The sequence below is a fragment of the Streptosporangium sp. H13245 genome (genome assembly GCF_055690525.1).
The window spans coordinates 460033-477802 of sequence record NZ_JBSZKT010000003.1 but is presented as its reverse complement, the minus strand read 5'-3'; the positions used below and the strand labels follow the sequence as shown (position 1 = coordinate 477802).

Sequence of the window (17770 nt, the reverse complement as noted above, 5' to 3'; positions counted from 1 at the left end):
CGTGCGCCCGGGAGCCCCGCCGGGGCGCCGCGCGGCTATCGCGCGCAGGTGAAGATCGCGGTGCCGGGCAGGTGGCGGCCGCGCAGCGGGCTCCAGCCGCCCCACTCGCGGTCGTGACCCGGCGGCCACTCGGGCTCGGTCAGCCCCCGCAGCACCAGCCCCGACGCGGTGATCAGCCCGACCCAGTCGGCCATCGTGCGGTGGTGCTCGACGTAGGACGGCCGCCCGTCCTCGCCGGTCTCCACGTACGCGGAACGGTCGAAGTAGGAGCGGTCGGAGGTCAGCCCGGCGGGGCCGGGGTCGTCGGGGAAGGCCCAGCGGACCGGGTGGCTCACCGAGAAGACCAGCAGGCCCCCGGGGCGCAGCACCCGGTGGACCTCGGCGAGGACGGCCCCGGCGTCGGCCACGAACGGCAGCGCGCCGTACGCCGAGCAGGCCAGGTCGAACGTCCGGTCGGCGAAGGGCAGCACCTCCGCGTCCGCCTGGACCACCGGCAGCGCGGACCCGGCGTCCAGGTCGATCCGGCCGGAGTGCTGGAGCTGCCGGAAGGACAGGTCGAAGGCGGCCACCCTGGCGCCCTGCCCGGCCAGCCAGCGCCCGCACTGCCCGGCACCGCAGCCGATCTCCAGCACGTCCCTGCCCGCGACGTCGCCCAGCAGGCGGGCATCGGCCTCGTCCAGGCCCTCGGGGCCCCAGACGAACCCGGCGTCACGCAGGAACTCCCCGTGTTCCGCCTGGTACTCGTCGGCGGCGCCGTCCCACCAGCCGCGGTTGGCCCGGGAGGTGGCCGCGGCGTCCACCCGGTGGCGGCCCACCCCGGCGAGGCTCATCAGCGCATCTTCGGGCGGGGCATCCTCGCGCCGCGCGGCAGCGGGCCCTTGGGCATCGGCAGCGTCTGCGGGAGGGCCTTCAGCCGGTTGTTGATCTCGTACAGGGCGGGCTTCTTGAGGTTGCGGGGCAGCTTCATCAGGTGCCGCTGCAGCTTGGCCAGCGGGATCTGGCCGTCGCCGTCGCCGGACTGCACGTCGTAGACGGGGACGTCCAGCGCGACCCGCTGGACGCGCTTCTTCTCGGCGACCAGCATCTTCTGCACGCGGCTGCCCGGCCCCTCGGAGACCAGGATGATGCCGGGGTAGCCGACCACGCGGTGCACGATGTCCTGGTCACGGGTGACGGCGACGGCGGGGGTGACCTCCCAGTTGCCGCGCATGCCCTGCAGGATCGCGGCGGCGGCGCCGACCTGCCCGTGCAGCATGGAGTACTGGGCCCGCTGGGCGAGCTGGCCGAACACCACCAGCCCGACGGTGAGGGCCAGCATGATCCCGATGAAGAGGAGATACCAGAACCAGCCCGTGACCAGGCCGATCACCACGCACAGCGCGAGCGTGCCCAACGCCGAGGCATAGACGATCGGCATCCCCTTGGGATTGGCCTCCTTGATGATCTTCGCGATCATGCGGAGCTGCTTGATGCGCCCCGGGCGCTCTGAGTCTTCGGGCTTCTTGGCCATGTTCTGAAGGATACAAATCCAGGGGTCAAGAAGTGAAAACGTAATCTGCCGGACGCCGGTCCCGGGCGGGGTCACGGAGACGTCCGTGACCGTCCGTGTTCACCACCGCCGTGCGTTCCGTACGGCCGAGCGTGCACCTGTACGACCCGTACGGCCATGCGAAAGCCCGGATGAACTTGCGAACGCCCGGACCGGCCGCGCGAGGGCCCTCCGCAACGCCTCCGCGATCCGGCCGTGCCGAGCGATCGTGATCCGGCCGTGCCGGGTGATCCGGTCGTACCGGGTGGAGGCAGCGGGGCAGGAAACCGGAAGGACCCCGCTCGGGAGCGGGGTCCTTCCGGTCTCACGGGTTGTCCCGAGGGGCTCAGGCGTGCTGGCGAGCCTCGACGGCCTGCTTGTACAGACGGCCCGCCCGGTAGGAGGAGCGGACCAGCGGCCCGGAGAGGACCCCGGCGAAACCGATGGCCTCCGCCTCCTTCCGCAGCTCCACGAACTCCTCCGGCTTCACCCAGCGCTCGACGGGGTGGTGGCGCGGGGTGGGCCGCAGATACTGGGTCACGGTGAGCAGGTCGCACCCGGCCTCGTGCAGGTCGCGCATGGCCTGGATGACCTCCTCGCGCTCCTCGCCCATGCCGAGGATCAGGTTGGACTTGGTCACCAGACCGGCCTGACGGGCCTTGGTGATCACTCCCAGGGACCGGTCGTAGCGGAACGCGGGCCGGATGCGCTTGAAGATCCGCGGCACGGTCTCGATGTTGTGCGCGAACACCTCGGGCCTGGAGGAGAACACCTCCTCCAGCTGGGCCTGGTCGCCGTTGAAGTCGGGCACCAGCAGCTCGACGCCGCAGCCGGGCAGGAGCGCGTGGATCTGCCGGGCGGTCTCGGCGTACAGCCACGCGCCGCCGTCGGGCAGGTCGTCGCGGGCGACACCGGTCACGGTCGCGTAGTTGAGCCCCATCTGCCGCACCGAGTCGGCCACGCGGCGCGGCTCGTCGGTGTCGTACTCCTTGGGCTTGCCGGTGTCGATCTGGCAGAAGTCACACCGGCGGGTGCACTGGTCGCCGCCGATGAGGAAGGTGGCCTCGCGGTCCTCCCAGCACTCGGAGATGTTGGGACACCCGGCCTCCTGGCAGACGGTGTGCAGTCCCTCGCGTTTGACCAGTTCCCGAAGCTCGGTGTGGTTCGGGCCCGCCCTGAACTTGGTTTTGATCCAGTCGGGCTTCTTCTCGATGGGGGTCTCGGCGTTGCGGACCTCAAGGCGGAGGAGCTTCCGCCCTTCGGGGGCGACGGTCATGCGAGCTCCTTCGTCGGTCGGTGGACCGAGGTGGTGCACATCGAGGTGCGGTAAATGTCGTCACGCTCGCTCACCTCACCAGCTTATGTCCCGCCGTAAGCTGCGGCGGCCCCGGGGCGCGGTGCGCGAAACGGTGCCGGAGGTCGTACGGAGAACCGGTCAGGGAACCGGTCCCGAGAAGCCCCGGAACCGGTGCCGGGACCGGGGACCGGAAGGTCAACGCCGGAAGAGGTCTTCCTCGGGCAGCTCGAAGGCCTGCGCGCCGAGCGCCTCCGCCAGGTGCTTCTCGGCGTACGGCAGGACCTCGTCGACCACGATCCGGCGGCCGGTCTCGGCCGACAGCGAGGAGACCCCGGCGTCGCTGATGCCGCACGGGACGATCCGGTTGTACCAGCTCGGGTCGTTGGAGCAGTTGAGCGCGAACCCGTGCATCGTGACGCCGCCCGAGACCCGGATGCCGATCGCCCCGACCTTCCTGTCCGGCAGGCCGTGCGAGGGGTCTCCGGCCACCCAGACGCCCCCGCGCCTCTCCACCCGGCCCGCCTGGACCCCGAAGTCGGCGCAGACGTGCACCAGGGTCTCCTCCAGGAGCCGCACGTAGGCGTTCACGTCGAGGGAGCCGCCGAGCCTGACGATCGGGTAGCCGACCAGCTGGCCGGGGCCGTGCCAGGTGATCCGCCCGCCCCGGTCGACCTCGACGACCGGGGTGCCGTCGGAGGGCCTCTCGTGCGGCGCGGTGCGTTTGCCCGCCGTGTAGACCGGCGCGTGTTCGAGCATCAGGCAGGTGTCGGGGATCTCCTCGGCCACCCGGCGCGCGTGGATGCGCCGCTGAAGATCCCAAGCCTGCTCATAGGGGAAGTCAACGCCAAGACGGACGATTGCCAGGTCACTCACGCCTCAAGAGTAGTTGACCCGTTCGTGGTTAAGACGTGAGAAGCCGAGGCTCGATGCGGAACTCCTTGGCCCCGCCCGCCCCGTCGTGCTCCACCTTGTAGGCGTAGGCGTCCGGATGCACGCTGACGGCCTGGATGAACTCGGTGCCCACGTAGTGCAGGGCGACGCCCTCGTCGGCGGCGTAGCCCTCGGGCAGCTCGCCCGAAGCCACCGCCTCGTGCAGCAGCCGGCGGCGCTGCGGATCGGAGTTGTAGTGGACGCCGCAGGAGTAGGGGAGCATGCCCAGGCCGTCGGACCACACCCGCAGCGTCGGCCCGAAGGAGTCGGTGTTGCCGCCCACGTGCCAGCAGAGCGCCCCGGCGCTCTGGCCCGCCAGCACCACGCCCGCCCGCCACGCCTCCTCGAAGATCTCGTCGAGGCCGTGCAGCCGCCACAGGGCCGCCAGGTTAGCCACGCTGCCGCCGCTGACGTAGATGATGTCCTGGCTGAGGGCCCACTCGCGCGGGTCCTCGACGTTGGTCATCGGGAACACGGTCAGGTGGCTGACCTCGACGTCCCACGCGCCGAAGGCGCCGTACATCCGCAGCAGCCACTCCGCGTCGTCGCCGGTGGCGGTGGCGAGCAGGCCCAGGCGGGGCCGGTCCTGGCCGGTGAGGTCGAGGGCGTACCTGAGCAGCGGGCTCGCCTCCATGATCCCCTGGCGGGTGGAGGCGCGGAACGAGCCGCCTCCGATCGCGAGGATGTGCGACTGCCCGGGGCTGCCCATGTCCGTCTCCCAGTGGTCTCGTCGGCCGGAACGCCGAAAACAGGGATCTTAGAGTACGGCGGCCAGTGCCTCGTCGAGGTGCGTATGCCGGAACGCGTGACCGCTGTCGAGCAGGCGCCGGGGGAGCACCCGCTGGCCGGTCAGCACCCCTTCCTCGGCGAACTCCCCGATGGCCGTACGCAGTACGAAGCCCGGCACGGCCAGGGGCATCGTGGGCCGGTGGAGGGCGGCTCCGAGCGCCTTGGTGAACTCGGCGTTGGTGACCGGCTCGGGCGCCGTCACATTCACCGGCCCCGAGATCTCAGGATTTTTCAGGATGTGTCGTACGGCGAGCACCCAGTCGTCGACGGAGATCCACGACCAGTACTGCCGTCCCGACCCCAGCGGGGCGCCCAGCCCCGTCTTGAAGATGGGGAGGATCCGCGCCAGCATGCCGCCCCGGCCGCTCAGCACCAGGCCGGTACGGAGCCTCGCGACCCGGATCCCCGCCTCCTCGGCGGGCGCCGTCTCCGCCTCCCACGGCACCACGACCTCCTGGGCGAGGAACCCGGCACCCGCGGGCGCCGTCTCGTCCACCGCCGTGTCCCCGGTGTCGCCGTAGAAGCCGATCGCCGAGCCGGACAGCAGCACCGAGGGCTTCGCCGTCAGATTGGCGAGCGCGCCCGCCAGGGTCCTCGTCCCCTCGACCCGGCTGCGGACCACCTCGCGCTTGTAGTCCTCGCTCCAGCGCCGGTCGCCGATGCCCGCGCCCGCGAGATGGACCACCGCCTCCGCGCCCTCCAGCGCCGCCGACTCGACAACCCCCTTCGCCGGGTTCCAGAAGGCCTCGTCGCCGCCCTCGGGCACCCGCCGGACCAAACGGACCACCCGGGCGCCGTCGTCCCGCAGAGCCCTCACCAGAGCCGATCCCAGCAGGCCCGAGGATCCGGTCACGATGATCGTCATGTTGTCCAATGTAAACGACCTCCCCCCGAGTCTTCGGAAACCGGCGCCTATCGGATTCGCGTCCCCCTCGCGGCCCGTACGAGCTGGGCCCCCGCAACGAGCCGGGCCGGTCCGCGATGTCGCGGACCGGCCCGGTGGGAGAGAACGGGTGACTAGCCGTGCAGGCCCAGCTGGTTCTCGAAACGACCCTCTTCGAGGCGACGCTTGATCGTCGTCAGGAAGCGGGCGGCGTCGGCGCCGTCGACCAGGCGGTGGTCGTAGCTGAGCGCCAGGTACATCATCGAGCGGACGGCGATGACCTCGCCCTCCGGGGTGTCCAGGACCACCGGGCGCTTGACGACGGCGCCGGTGCCCAGCATGCCGACCTGCGGCTGGTTCAGGATCGGCGTGTCGAACAGCGCGCCTCGGCTGCCGGTGTTGGTCAGCGTGAACGTGCCGCCGGTGATCTCGTCGGGGCTCACCTTGTTGGTGCGGGTGCGCTCGGCGAGGTCGGCGATCTTACGGGACAGCCCGGCGATGTTGAGGTCGCCGGCGTCCTTGATCACCGGGACGAGCAGGCCGCGCTCGGTGTCCGTCGCGAAACCGAGGTGCTCGGTGTCGAAGTACGTGACCTCGTTGGTCTCGCTGTTGATCGTGGCGTTCAGCTTCGGGTGCTGCTTGAGCGCCTCGATCGTGGCGAGGGCGAAGAACGGCGTGAACGTGAGCTTGACGCCCTCACGCCGCTGGAACTCGGCCTTCGCCTGGTCGCGCAGCCGCGCGATCTTGGTGACGTCGACCTCGACCACGGTGGTGAGCTGGGCCGAGACCTGCAGCGACTCGACCATGCGCTTGGCGATGGTCTGACGCAGCCGCGACATCTTCTCGGTGCGCCCGCGCAGCGTGGTGTCCACCACGACCGGCTCGGGGGCCTGCGGGGCGGACGCCTGGGCCGGGGCCTGGGCGGCGGCCTGCGGGGCCTGGGCCTGAGGCTGGGCCTGGGCCGCGGCACGCTCGCGCTGCTCGCGGGCGGCCTCCAGGACGTCCTGCTTGCGGATGCGCCCGCCGACGCCGGTGCCGGTCAGCGCGTCGAGGTCGACGCCGTGCTCACCGGCGAGCTTGCGCACCAGCGGGGTGACGTACGGGCTGTCGCCCGACGGCTGCGCGACGGGCTCGGACGCCGCGATCGGCGACGGCGGCGCGGCCTGGGAGGGCTGGGCCGCCTGCGGGGCCGGGGGAGCCTGCTGCGCCTGCACGGGTGCCTGCTGCTGCGGGGCCGGGGCGGGGGCCTGCGCCTGCTGCTGCGGGGCGGGCTGCGGGATCGAGGAGGCCGGCTGGGCCTGCTGCTGCTGCGGGGCGGGCTCAGGCTCGGGCTCCGGCTCGGGGGCCTTCTCCTGCGCCGGAGCGGCGGCGCCCTCGGTGCCGTTCTCGTCGATGACGGCGAGCTCGGCGCCGACCTCGACGGTCTCGTCCTCGGCCACCACGATCTTCGTGAGGATGCCCGCCGCCGGGGACGGGATCTCGGTGTCGACCTTGTCGGTGGAGACTTCGAGAAGGGGCTCGTCGGCCTCGACGCGCTCACCCTCTTTCTTCAGCCAACGGGTGACGGTGCCCTCCGTGACGCTCTCACCGAGCTGGGGCATCTGTACGGACTTCGGCATTGGTTGTCTTCTCTCGCGTTCCGAGTGAGGGCTTGCGTTAGTTGTGGACGTGGAGCGGCTTGCCGGCCAGCGCCAGCATCGCCTCGCCGACGGCCTCGGACTGGGTGGGGTGCGCGTGGATGAGCTGCGCGACCTCGGAGGGCAGGGCCTCCCAGTTGTAGATCAGCTGTCCCTCGGTCACCAGCTCGCCGATGCGGCGGCCGACCATGTGCACGCCGAGCACCGGGCCGTCCTTCTTGGCGATGATCTTGACGGCGCCCTGGGTCTGCAGGATCTGGCTCTTGGGGTTGCCCGCGAGGTCGTAGGTCAGCTCGACGATCTCGTGGCCGCGCTCCCTGGCCTGGGCGGAGGTGATGCCCACCGAGGCGACCTCGGGGTCGGAGTAGGTGATCCGGGGCACGCCGTCGTAGTCGATCGGCACCGGGTTCAGACCGGCGATGTGCTCGGCCACCAGGATGCCCTCGGCGAAGCCCGCGTGCGCGAGCTGCAGGGTCGGGATGAGGTCGCCGACCGCGTACACGCCAGGCACGCTGGTCTGGCAGAACTCGTTCACCGTGACGGTGCCGCGCTCGATCGCGATGCCCGCCTCCTCGAAGCCCATGCCCGCGGAGACCGCGCCGCGGCCGACCGCGACGAGCAGCAGCTCGGCGTCGAGGGTCTTGCCGTTGGCCAGGCTGACGACCACGCCGGTGTCGGTGGTCTTGACGCCCTCGAAGAAGACGCCCAGCTCCTGCTTGATGCCGCGGCGGCGGAAAGAGCGCTCCAGCAGCTTGGAGCTGGACTCCTCCTCCAGGGGCAGCAGGTGCGGCAGGGCCTCGACGATCGTCACCTCGGCGCCGAAGGAGCGCCAGACGCTGGCGAACTCCACGCCGATGACGCCGCCGCCCAGGACGACCACCGAGGTGGGCACCCGGTCGAGCTTGAGCGCGTGCTCGCTGCTGATGACCCGCTCGCCGTCGATCTCCAGGCCGGGAAGGGACCTGGGCGCGGAGCCGGTCGCCAGCACGATGTTGCGGCCCTCGTAGACCTCGGAGCCCACCGATATCCGGTTCGGGCCCGCGAGACGGCCCTCACCCTCGATGATCGTGATGCCCTTGCTCTTGAGAAGGCCCTGCACGCCCTTCCAGGCACGCGTGACGATCTTGTCCTTGAACGCGTGGACCGCGGGCACGTCGATGCCCTCGAAGCGGGCCTTGACGCCGTAGGTCGCGCTTTCCCGCGTCTCGTCGGCGACCTCCGCGGAGTGCAGAAGCGCCTTGGTGGGAATGCACCCACGGTGCAGGCACGTACCGCCGATCTTGTCCTTCTCGATCAGCGCGACCGTCTTGCCCAGCTCGGCCGCCCGCAGAGCGCAGGCATACCCACCGCTACCGCCACCTAGGACGACGATGTCGTAGGGGCCGCTGCCATCAGCCACAGGAAAGCTCCTTGTCGGATCGAAATACCGTCTTCACGGTCGCGCCCCTTGTCGTGCCCTGGACGGCCGCGCGGATCCTCGATCGCATCCACGCCGCCGCCGGACCCGGCCCGGCGCCGCGCCGGTGCCCGCCCTTGGCCTGACTCCGGCAACCGCATCTTTTCATTTGTCTAGGTTGCTTGTGACCCGCTTGCGCGGCGACAACGGTCAGCGCGAAGGCTCGCCCGCGTAGCGCTCGGCCAGGCCGACGAGCGTCCGGGTGATCGCCCCGGTGCCGCCCTTCGGCGTGTAGCCGTGGGCCTCGCCCTTGTTGAAGGCGGGACCGGCCATGTCAATGTGTGCCCAACGGACCCCGTCCGGCACGAATTCCCGCAGGAAGATGGCGGCCGTCAGCATCCCGCCGAAACGCTCGGGGTGCAGGTTGGCGATGTCGGCCACCGGGGAGTCGAGACCCTTGCGGAGCTCGTCGGGCAGGGGCATGGGCCACGCGGCCTCGCCCTGCTCGCCCGCCGTCGCGACGATCTCCGCGCGGAGGTCGTCGTCGTTGCCCATGACGCCCGCCGTCCGCCAGCCCAGCGCGACGATCTGCGCGCCGGTGAGCGTGGCGACGTCGACGATCACGTCGGGGTCGTCCTGCCCGGCGCGGGCGATGCCGTCGATCAGGACCAGGCGGCCCTCGGCGTCGGTGTCGAGCACCTCGACGGTCTTGCCCGCGTAGCTGGTGAACACGTCGGAGGGGCGCTGCGCGGTGCCGCTCGGCATGTTCTCCGCCAGGCAGAGGTAGCCGACCGCGTTGACCTTCAGGCCCAGCCTGGCGATCGCCAGGAGGGCGCCGAAGACCGCGCCCGCGCCGCCCATGTCTGACTTCATCCAGTCCATCGAGGCCGTCGGCTTGAGCGACAGGCCGCCCGAGTCGAAGGTGATGCCCTTGCCGACGTACGCGAGCCTCGTACTGGCCTCGGGGTGGCTGTAGGAGAGGCGGACCAGCCGGGGCGGGTTGGCCGATCCCTGGCCGACGGCGACGATGCCGCCGTAGCCGCCCTCCTTGAGCGCCTTCTCGTCCAGGACCTCCACCGACAGGCCGGCCTCGCTGCCCACCTGCTCGGCGATCTCGGCGAAGCGGGCCGGCCACAGGTCCGACGGCGGGGTGTTGACCAGGTCGCGGACCAGCGAGACCGACCCGGCCAGGGTGGTGGCGCGCTCGATCGCGGCCTGGGCGCCCTCGGCGTCGGTCAGCACGGCCAGCTCGGACACCGGGGAGCTCTGCTCTCCCACGGTGCGGTATTTGGTGAAGGAGTAGGCGCCGAGGAGGCCGCCCAGGGCGACGGCGCCCGCGTGCTCCGCGCTCGCGGCGGGCAGGGCGAGCGCCACGCGGCCGGTACCGGCCAGGGCGCGGACCGCGGTGCCCGCGGCGCGGCGCAGGACCTCGGCGTCGTAGCCGTCACCGTCACCGGGGGCGTCGCCCAGGCCGACGACGACCAGCAGGGACGCGGTCAGCGCGCCGAAGGTGGGGATCTTGGAGATCTCGCCCGGCTTACCCTTGGCGCCCACGCTCGCAAGCGTGGCGGCGAGTCTGCCGCCGAGCGCCTGGTCGAGGCCTTCCGCCCCGGGAGCGGGGAGCGGGCCGTCCGTTCCGGTGTGGACGCCGACGACCAGCGCGTCGGTATCGAACGAGACAGCGTTGTCAGTTGGGGTAAGCCGCACAGTGGTCACGTAGGCCGATGCTAGTCGGGCTGGCGCAGTACGCATAAACGAGGGTTCGTCCTACGAATTGTGATGCTCGATGGTGCTATTCGGGGTGGCACCATCGGGCGTCATGGTGCTAATGTCGCTAGCACTATGTTGCTTACCTTGGATCTCAACGATCCCCGGCCGCTGCACGAGCAGGTCGCCGAGGCGATCAGACGCGCCGTCGCCGAGGGTTCGTACGCTCCGGGAGACCGGCTTCCACCGGCTCGCGACCTGGCCGCCGCACTGGGCATCAACGCCAACACGGTGCTGCGCGCCCTGAGGGACCTGCGCGACGAGGGGGTGCTGGAGTTCCGCCGGGGTCGCGGCGTGAGCGTGCTCAGCCGCCCTAACCCGCGCAGCGTCATCGAGGAGAAGCTGCGCTCCCTGCTCGACGAGGCGGTTCAGTACGGCTACCGCCACGACGACGTCATCGAGCTCATCAGGGAACTGTCATGACCGGGCCGCGAGCCCGGTCCTTCGAAGGGGTGACCGACGTGGGGCTGCGAGCCCGATTCCTGTCCATCGCGGCCGGTTGGGCCGCGCTGGTGACCGCCGCGCTGATCGCCGTGCCGCTCATGTTGCGCGACCGGCTGCCCGAGCCGATCGCCACGCACTGGGGCCCTTCCGGCGCCCCCGACAGGTCGATGCCGTTCATCGCCTCGCTGCTGCTCCAGGTGGGCCTGTGGGCGCTGATCGCGGGCGGGGCCCTGGGGGTCGCGCTCGCCGGCACCGCGATGTTCAGGCGCAGGACGAGCCGCATGGCGCTCGGTGCCCTGCTGGGCGGTGGCGGCCTGTTCTTCCCGGGGTTGCAGGTGGTCACGCTGACGGCCAACCTCGACGCCCCCGGCTGGAGGCAGGCCGCGAACCTGGGGTGGGGCGCGCTGCTCGTGGTCGCGGGGCTGGTGCTGGGTGGCTGGCTCGGCGCCCTCGCGGCCCGTCCGGGGCCCGACGACCGCCCCGAGCCGTCCGCCGTCCCCACGCGGCGGCTCCCGCTCGGCCCCGGGCAGCGCGCGGTGTGGGTCTCCTCGGTGAGCAGCGGCCCGCTCGCCGCGCTCGGCGGCTCCCTCCTGGCCGCGGGCCTGGGATGCGCGGTGCTCGCCCTGATCGGCGGCGACGGCGCGCTGTGGATCCCCGTGACGATCCTGTTCCTGGTGGGCCTGCCGGTGCTGGCCTTCAGCTCGGTGCGGGTGCAGGTCACCGAGGAGGGTCTCGCGCTCTTCTACGGGCCGTTCCGCCTGCCGCGCAAGCACATCCCGATCGAGCGGGTGGAGCGGGCCTGGTCGGAGGAGCTGTTCCCCTCCGCCATCGGCGGCTGGGGCGTCAGGGGGCTTCCGGGAGCCGTGACGGTCATGATCCGCGGCGGGGAGTGCCTCGTGGTGGGGTACGCCTCCGGTGGCCGCTTCGCCGTCTCGATCGACGACGCGGAGCGGGGGGCCGCCTTGCTGAACACCCTGGTGGACCGGGCGTCCACCGGCCCGGCCGCCCGCTGACCCGCCGTTCCTCCCTCCGGTGTCCCCTTCCCGGCGGTCTCATCCGATCGGGCCGGGAGGGGGTCAGACCGTGAGGATCGTGCAGGCCAGCAGGGTCGTCGCGGTGGCGGTCTCGACGAGGGCGCCGAGCACGTCACCGGTGACGCCACCAAGCCGCCGTACGGCCCTGCGCCGCACGGCCCAGGCCACCAGCAGTCCCGCGAGCATGGCCAGGGGGAGCCCCCAGGGGGCGAGGAACGGCCCCAGGCCTGACGTGAGGCCAATGCCGGGGATGCTCGCATCGACCTCGGGGAGGTGGTTGGTGACGTCCGAATAGACGACAAAGCCCCGTTCGAACCCGCCGAAGGGCTCGGACGGGGAGCCGGAGGACCACGGGCCGAGGGCGCCGTGGAGGTAGACCAGCGCCGCCGTTCCCGCGAGCACCAGCGCGGTCACGACCACCGCGACGCCGCGTCGCACGGTGCCCGCGACCATCGCGCCGAGCCCGTCGGGGCGTGCCGGGGAAACGCCCGCGCGGCAGGCCCAGGTGAGGGCGAGCCGCCCGGCCGCGCAGGCCGCGACCAGGGTGATCGCGCCCGTTCCCGCTCCCGCGCGGGCGGCCTCCGACAGGGCCGTCACCTGGAGCAGCAGGACGAAGATCAGCGTCACCACGCCGAAGGGGCCGATGTCCGACCGCTTCATGATCTCCAGCGCCCGCTCGGCGGGTCTGGCGCTGCCCAGCCCGTCGGCGAGGTCGGCCAGCCCGTCCAGGTGCAGCCCCCGGCTGAGCAGCGCCACGGTCGCCACGGCCAGCACCGACGCCGGAAGCGGTGTCATTCCCAGCCACAGGGAGACCACCAGCACCAGCCCGCCACCGGCCCCGATCAGCGCCCCCACCAGCGGAGCCACCGCCATCGCGATCCCCCCTGCCCGGCGGTCGACCACTCCGGGACGGACCGGGAACACGCTCAGCGTGCCGATCGCGAGACGCACTCCGTCGACGAAGGTGGACGGGCCGTCCGTGGGTGGGGGCGAGGGTTCGGACATGGTCGATGATCGTAGCCTTCGGCCTCCGGGGGCGGAATCCGTTGTGACCGCGTGCGGTCGCCGGACCGTGCACATTCGCCGGACTGTGCATGTTCATTGGGCCGCGTGCGTTCGCCGGACTGTGCACGTTTTTGGACCGTGCACGTTCACTGGGCGGTGCATGTTCGCCGGGCCGCGTATGGTCGCCGGATCGTGCATGTTCACTGGGCCGCGTGCGTTCGCTGGATCGCGTACGTTCTGCCGGACCGCAGCCAGGAAGCGCTCCACGTTGGGATGTGGGACAGCTGCGGCGCACGTTCACCGGGTGCCGCTTCCCGGACCGGCCCCGGCCGGAGCAGTCCGGGAGGCCCGGTGGGGGCCGGTCGCGACACCGGGGACCGGACGGCAGGAGGGTCAGATGGGGAGGGGGAGGAGGCGACCGGCGACGACGAGGGTGACGTCCTCCGACTCCAGGGCGAGGCGCTGGTTCAACCGGCCGAGGGTGTCACGGAACATCCGCCCGCTGGCGGTGCCGGGCACCACGCCGAGGCCGACCTCGTCGGAGACCGCCACGACCCGGGCCCGGGTCTGTCTCCAGGCCGCCACCAGGTCGTCACACCGGGCGGCGACGGCGTCTCTACCGGCCCCGCCGCTCTTGCCACCCCCGTCGCCTCTGTCGTCCTCGTCGGCCCCGCCGTTGTCGCCGGTTGCGCCGGGCCAGGCGTCGCACTCGTCGAAGACGGCGGCCACCCAGGTGCCGAGTCCGTCGATCAGCAGCGGGGTGTCGGCGGATCGCAGCAGCCCGGCCAGGGCGGTGGTCTCGATGGTTCCCCAGTGGGCGGGCCTGCGGTCGCGATGTGCCCGGACTCGGCGCAGCCACTCGGGGTCACCGTCGCCGGACGGCCCGGTCGCGACGTAGAGGACCTCGGGCTCGGCCGCCAGACGCAGTTCGGCCTCCGCCGACTTGCCCGACCGGCTCCCCCCGAGCAGCAGGGTCCTCCTGGGCGGGGGAGCCGGGGCGGGAGGGGGCTCGCTCGTGTCGACGACCGTGCCGTCCGGTACGACCCGCACCCCCCACAGCGTGGCCCGCCGGGCGAGTTCGGCCCCGGTCGGTACCCGGTGGTCGACATCGACGGCCACCACGTGCGTCCGCTCGCCGACCAGCCCTCGCCGACGCAGGTCCCCCAGCCGTTCCGGCCGGTCCAGCACGTCCAGCAGCACTAGATCCAGTGCCTCTCCCAGGCCCCCGTCGTGCCCGTCGTGTGGGGATTCGCCGTACGGGTGAGAGACGGGCGGGGGAGAGACGGCGTGGAGGACGCGCCGACCGCCGGGGGTGGTGACGGTGATGCCGTCCGGGCCGGGCGCGGCGCGGTAGCCGGGCGGGAGCGGGCCGGAGAGCGGCAGCCGGACGGGGCCTGCGGGCGCCGCTGAACCGCTGGGCGCCACCGAGCCGTCAGGTGTCAGGGGGCCGCCGGGCGGTGAGGGTTCGCCGGGTGCCGGGGAGCCGTCGGGTGCCACCGGGACGTCGAGCACCACGGAGGTGGGGCGACGGCCCGGCGTGACACGGGCGCAGGAGGCGCACCCGCAGTCCGGGGCGGGCCACCCGCCCGCGCCCGCCGTGCCGGAGATCAGGACCTTCACGCCAGGTCTCCCCTCGGGTCGAGAAGCCGGTAGGGAGGAAGCGGACGGCACCCGGGGCGTGCCGGGGGTGCCGGGAACGTCCCGGCGGCGGAGCATGAGGTCATCATGTTCCTTTCAGCGTGGAGACACCCGCTTTTAGGCGTGGGGAGGAAACGCGGCAGGGCGCCGTACGGGTTGTTAGCATGCTCGTGCGGCGGCGGTAACCAAGCCGCCGCACGCATGACCCGCACCACCCTCGCCGCCGGGCCGACGGAGAGAAAACGCCTGTGGAGCTGGTGTAAGACCTCAAAGGGGAGCGTTTCCCCCTGGCGGGCAACCGGTGGTGAAGCAGGAAACCCGGCCCGTGAGGGTTGGAATCCCTTGGCCTCAGCCGAGTGGAGGAAGTCAAGATCTCGCCTTCATGCCCGGAGTGCCCGGGAGAGGTAGTGTTCGCTGAGCCACCGAGGGGCACCGGCAGGATCCGCGAGAAGGAGCTATGGCATGACGTGGCGCTGGCGTTACGAAAACGCGAATGGCGGCGAAGTGGTCGAGGGTGTTTCGCCGTCCGACACGTTCCCGAGCCAGGCGGACGCCGAGTCGTGGCTCGGTGAAAGCTGGCGTGAGCTGCTGGAGTCCGGGGTTGAGAAAGTCACCCTGATCGAAGGCGAGCGCGTGGAGTACGAGGGAATGTCACTGCGCCCGGAATGACCCGGGTGAATGGGAAACCCCCGGCCCCTCGACGAAAACGAGGAACCGAGGGGTTTTTCCCTGTCCCGCTCACGAGGACCCGCTCACGAAACCCGGTGCACGAAATCCGGTGCGCGAAGGCCCGCGTACGTGATCCGGCATACGAGGGCCCGCCTGCGGTGGCCCGCGCGTGACGTTCCGCGCGCCGAGGCCCGCGTACGAACACGGGCCCCGGCCAACGCCTCGGGCGTTCGCCGGGTTCACCCGTGACCGGTCACCGCGCTACGGACGCTTCTCGGGACTCACCGTCTTGGCGGGGTCGCGCTCGACGATCGGGCCGAGGACGTCGTCGATCTTCTGCAGTACCTCGGACTCCAGCTTCACCCCGGACGCCTTGACGTTGTCGCGGACCTGCTCGGGCCTGCTGGCCCCCACGATGGCGGAGGACACATTGGGGTTCTGCAGCACCCAGGCGACCGCGAGCTGGGCCATGCTCAGGCCGAGGTCGGCGGCGATCGGCTCCAGCTGCTGGACGCGGGTGAGCACGTCGTCGTTCAGCATCCGGGAGATGAAGTTGCCCCCGCTGGGGTCGGTGGCCCGGGAACCGGCGGGGGGCGGCTGCCCCGGCCGGTACTTACCGGTGAGCACACCCTGGGCGATGGGGGAGAAGACGACCTGGCCGACGCCCTCCTTCTCGCTCAGCGGCACGACCTCGGCCTCGATGACCCGCCACAGCATGGAGTACTGGGGCTGGTTGGAGACCAGGCGGTCGAAGCCCATCTCGTCGGCGATCTTCAGCGCCCGGCCGATCTGGTCGGCGGTCCACTCGCTGACGCCGACGTAGAGGACCTTGCCCTGGCGTACGAGATCGTCGAAGGTCTTGAGGGTCTCCTCAAGCGGCGTCTCGTTGTCGAAGCGGTGTGCCTGGTACAGGTCGACGTAGTCGGTCTGCAGGCGACGCAGCGAGCCGTGCAGCGACTCGGTGATGTGCTTGCGCGACAGCCCCCGGTCGTTGGGGCCAGGTCCGGTCGGCCAGTAGACCTTGGTGAAGATCTCCAGGGACTCGCGGCGAACCCCCGCGAGAGCGCGGCCGAGGACCTCCTCCGCCTTGGTGCCCGCGTACACGTCGGCGGTGTCGAAGGTGGTGATCCCCTCGTCGAGTGCCGCTCGCACGCACTGCTTGGCGGCGTCCTCCTCTACCTGAGAACCGTGTGTGATCCAGTTGCCGTAGCTGATCTCACTGACCATGAGACCGCTGCGGCCAAGGTGGCGGAATTCCATGGTCCGAGATTAGTGGGCGCCATAATTCCGGATGATTCGGGATAGCCTGCCGGGCGTGTCGCGGTTGATCATTTCTCGGAAAGTACGGCTGGCCCTCGCCGCCACGGCGCTGGCTGCGGCCGTCGTGGTGGTCGCCCGCGTGTGGCGGCGAGCGGAGGAACGCCGGGCCGCCTTCCCGGAGGGATCCCGGGCCGAGGGATCCCGGGCCGCCTTCCCGGAAGAGGGATCCCGGAGCGCCTTTCCGGCCGAGGGCCCCCGGGGGGCCTTCCTTGAGGAGGAGGCGGGCTCCGGAGCCGGGCGCGCACCGCGATGGCCTCCCGCGCCCGTCCTCGGCACCCCCACGGACGAGGACCTCAGGCGGTACGCGGCCAGGCCCCCCTCCGCCTTCCGGGCCGCCGTCGAGCGGACGTTCGAGCGGAGGCCGGGAGAGCCGGGGGAGCCGCTGGACGGCGCCACCCGGAGCCGCCTGGTCCGCTGGGGCGCCGTCGGGGCCGGGCTGTGCCTGCTCGCCTTCGGCACACAGGTCCTGGAGAGCGCAGTCTTCTCGAACGGGGTGGAGACCGATTTCCGGAGTGTGGACGAGCGGTGCGAACCGGAACAGGGTGACCGGTTGGAGCCGGGACTGCGCTACGTGATCGGGGCGGAGCCGGGAACGGGTCTGCCCGCCGTCGCGTGCCCGGCGACAGAAGGGTTCTTCGACGTCGGGGTGGCCTACCCCGACATGGAGCAGCGCCCCCGCCCGGCGGAACCCGTCCAGCCGTACGAGACCCCGGTCCCGTACGAGACTCCCGTGGCGGTCGCCGACGCCGACTGCCACCCACGGGCGCGGACCCCTCGGGTGCGGGCGCTCAACCCCCGGGTGACCCGGGCGGTGAACCACCAGTGGCGCCGTATCGAGAGGTGGCTGGAGGCCAATGCCCCCGTGAGCCGCCGCACGCTGGGCAGGCCCGCCAGGGCCCGTACGATCGCCGTCGCCGAGGCGCAGATGGGCCTGCGCTTCCCCGACGACCTGCGTGCCTCCCTGCTGCGGCACGACGGGGCCTCCGTCGCCGCCGGGGCGTTCGGGTTCCTCAGGAACCGGAACCAGGGGGTCCGCGAGATCCGCGACACCTGGCGGCGGCTGTGCGCGATGGACGCGGAGGGCGACGCCGACGCGCGGCAGGAATGGTGGGACGGGCGGATGATCCCGTTCGGCACCGACGAGGGCCATCGCCTGGTGATCGACTCCGTGGTGCGCGACGTCGGTGAAACCGACCACGAGGGCCGGATGAACTTCGCGCCCGGAGACGTCCGGATCGGCTCGTACCACGGCCTGCTGAAGATGACGGCGGACGCCCTGGAGACCGGTGGGTCCATCGGCTACTGGCGACCGGCGGCCGTCGGCGGCGGGCTGAGGTGGGACATCATCGAGAACTGACGTCGTCCGGGGGAGGTCGCCCGGTTCGGTAGTGACGTCGTCCAGGGGTGATGCTCGTTCGGCTCGGGGGTGACCG

General features: G+C 71.7%; 16 protein-coding genes. 4 read left to right on the top strand and 12 right to left on the bottom strand.

Annotation, left to right across the window (positions count from 1 at the left end; genetic code table 11):
• Positions 1–35 precede the first annotated feature (35 nt).
• The 9 genes from ACW9TB_RS08990 to ACW9TB_RS08950 all read right to left on the bottom strand — a co-directional run bounded on the left by ACW9TB_RS08990 (position 36) and on the right by ACW9TB_RS08950 (position 10212).
• Positions 36–830 carry a class I SAM-dependent methyltransferase gene (locus ACW9TB_RS08990; protein WP_472747464.1) on the bottom strand — a complete coding sequence of 265 codons (795 nt, stop codon included), beginning with the start codon at positions 828–830 and terminating at the stop codon, positions 36–38.
• Complete coding sequence (locus tag ACW9TB_RS08985; protein ID WP_344916624.1) at positions 830–1510, bottom strand: DUF4191 domain-containing protein; 681 nt, start codon at positions 1508–1510, stop codon at positions 830–832. Before ACW9TB_RS08985 ends, ACW9TB_RS08990 begins: the two co-directional genes overlap by 1 nt.
• 364 nt (positions 1511–1874) lie before the next feature.
• Positions 1875–2804 carry a lipoyl synthase gene (gene lipA / locus ACW9TB_RS08980; RefSeq protein WP_472747463.1) on the bottom strand — a complete coding sequence of 310 codons (930 nt, stop codon included), beginning with the start codon at positions 2802–2804 and terminating at the stop codon, positions 1875–1877.
• 216 nt (positions 2805–3020) lie between these two features.
• Positions 3021–3698, bottom strand: a complete 678-nt coding sequence (gene lipB / locus ACW9TB_RS08975) for a lipoyl(octanoyl) transferase LipB (protein ID WP_472747462.1) — start codon at positions 3696–3698, stop codon at positions 3021–3023.
• 28 nt (positions 3699–3726) lie between these two features.
• Complete coding sequence (locus ACW9TB_RS08970; RefSeq protein WP_472747461.1) at positions 3727–4464, bottom strand: Type 1 glutamine amidotransferase-like domain-containing protein; 738 nt, start codon at positions 4462–4464, stop codon at positions 3727–3729.
• Positions 4465–4512: 48 nt separating this feature from the next.
• The gene (locus tag ACW9TB_RS08965; protein ID WP_472747460.1) at positions 4513–5409 is read right to left on the bottom strand and encodes a TIGR01777 family oxidoreductase; all 897 of its coding nucleotides are present in this window, start codon (positions 5407–5409) and stop codon (positions 4513–4515) included.
• A gap of 152 nt (positions 5410–5561) precedes the next feature.
• Positions 5562–7046: a 2-oxoglutarate dehydrogenase, E2 component, dihydrolipoamide succinyltransferase gene (sucB, locus tag ACW9TB_RS08960; protein WP_472747459.1), complete on the bottom strand. Its 1485-nt coding sequence runs from the start codon at positions 7044–7046 to the stop codon at positions 5562–5564.
• Between the two features lie 37 nt (positions 7047–7083).
• The gene (lpdA, locus tag ACW9TB_RS08955) at positions 7084–8463 is read right to left on the bottom strand and encodes a dihydrolipoyl dehydrogenase (RefSeq protein WP_472747458.1); all 1380 of its coding nucleotides are present in this window, start codon (positions 8461–8463) and stop codon (positions 7084–7086) included.
• A gap of 207 nt (positions 8464–8670) precedes the next feature.
• Entirely contained in the window at positions 8671–10212 is a 1542-nt protein-coding gene (locus ACW9TB_RS08950; RefSeq protein WP_472747457.1) for a leucyl aminopeptidase, read from the bottom strand.
• A 102-nt stretch (positions 10213–10314) separates the two neighbouring features.
• Between ACW9TB_RS08950 and ACW9TB_RS08945 the strand changes: the two genes are divergently transcribed.
• A complete protein-coding gene (locus tag ACW9TB_RS08945; RefSeq protein ID WP_344916610.1) occupies positions 10315–10650 on the top strand; it encodes a GntR family transcriptional regulator in 336 nt (111 codons plus the stop codon).
• Positions 10647–11684: a DUF1648 domain-containing protein gene (locus tag ACW9TB_RS08940; protein ID WP_472747456.1), complete on the top strand. Its 1038-nt coding sequence runs from the start codon at positions 10647–10649 to the stop codon at positions 11682–11684. Before ACW9TB_RS08945 ends, ACW9TB_RS08940 begins: the two co-directional genes overlap by 4 nt.
• A gap of 63 nt (positions 11685–11747) precedes the next feature.
• On the opposite strand, the gene ACW9TB_RS08935 is transcribed toward ACW9TB_RS08940, so the two are convergent.
• Entirely contained in the window at positions 11748–12710 is a 963-nt protein-coding gene (locus ACW9TB_RS08935; protein ID WP_472747455.1) for an adenosylcobinamide-GDP ribazoletransferase, read from the bottom strand.
• A gap of 393 nt (positions 12711–13103) precedes the next feature.
• Positions 13104–14330 carry a bifunctional adenosylcobinamide kinase/adenosylcobinamide-phosphate guanylyltransferase gene (locus ACW9TB_RS08930; RefSeq protein ID WP_472747454.1) on the bottom strand — a complete coding sequence of 409 codons (1227 nt, stop codon included), beginning with the start codon at positions 14328–14330 and terminating at the stop codon, positions 13104–13106.
• A 480-nt stretch (positions 14331–14810) separates the two neighbouring features.
• Here ACW9TB_RS08930 and ACW9TB_RS08925 point away from each other — a divergent pair, with 480 nt between their 5' ends.
• Entirely contained in the window at positions 14811–15017 is a 207-nt protein-coding gene (locus tag ACW9TB_RS08925) for a hypothetical protein (protein ID WP_329092749.1), read from the top strand.
• 261 nt (positions 15018–15278) lie between these two features.
• On the opposite strand, the gene ACW9TB_RS08920 is transcribed toward ACW9TB_RS08925, so the two are convergent.
• Positions 15279–16277, bottom strand: a complete 999-nt coding sequence (locus tag ACW9TB_RS08920) for an aldo/keto reductase family protein (RefSeq protein WP_472747453.1) — start codon at positions 16275–16277, stop codon at positions 15279–15281.
• A 55-nt stretch (positions 16278–16332) separates the two neighbouring features.
• Here ACW9TB_RS08920 and ACW9TB_RS08915 point away from each other — a divergent pair, with 55 nt between their 5' ends.
• Positions 16333–17694, top strand: coding sequence for an SMI1/KNR4 family protein (locus ACW9TB_RS08915; protein ID WP_472747452.1), 1362 nt, complete (start codon positions 16333–16335; stop codon positions 17692–17694).
• Positions 17695–17770 lie beyond the last annotated feature (76 nt).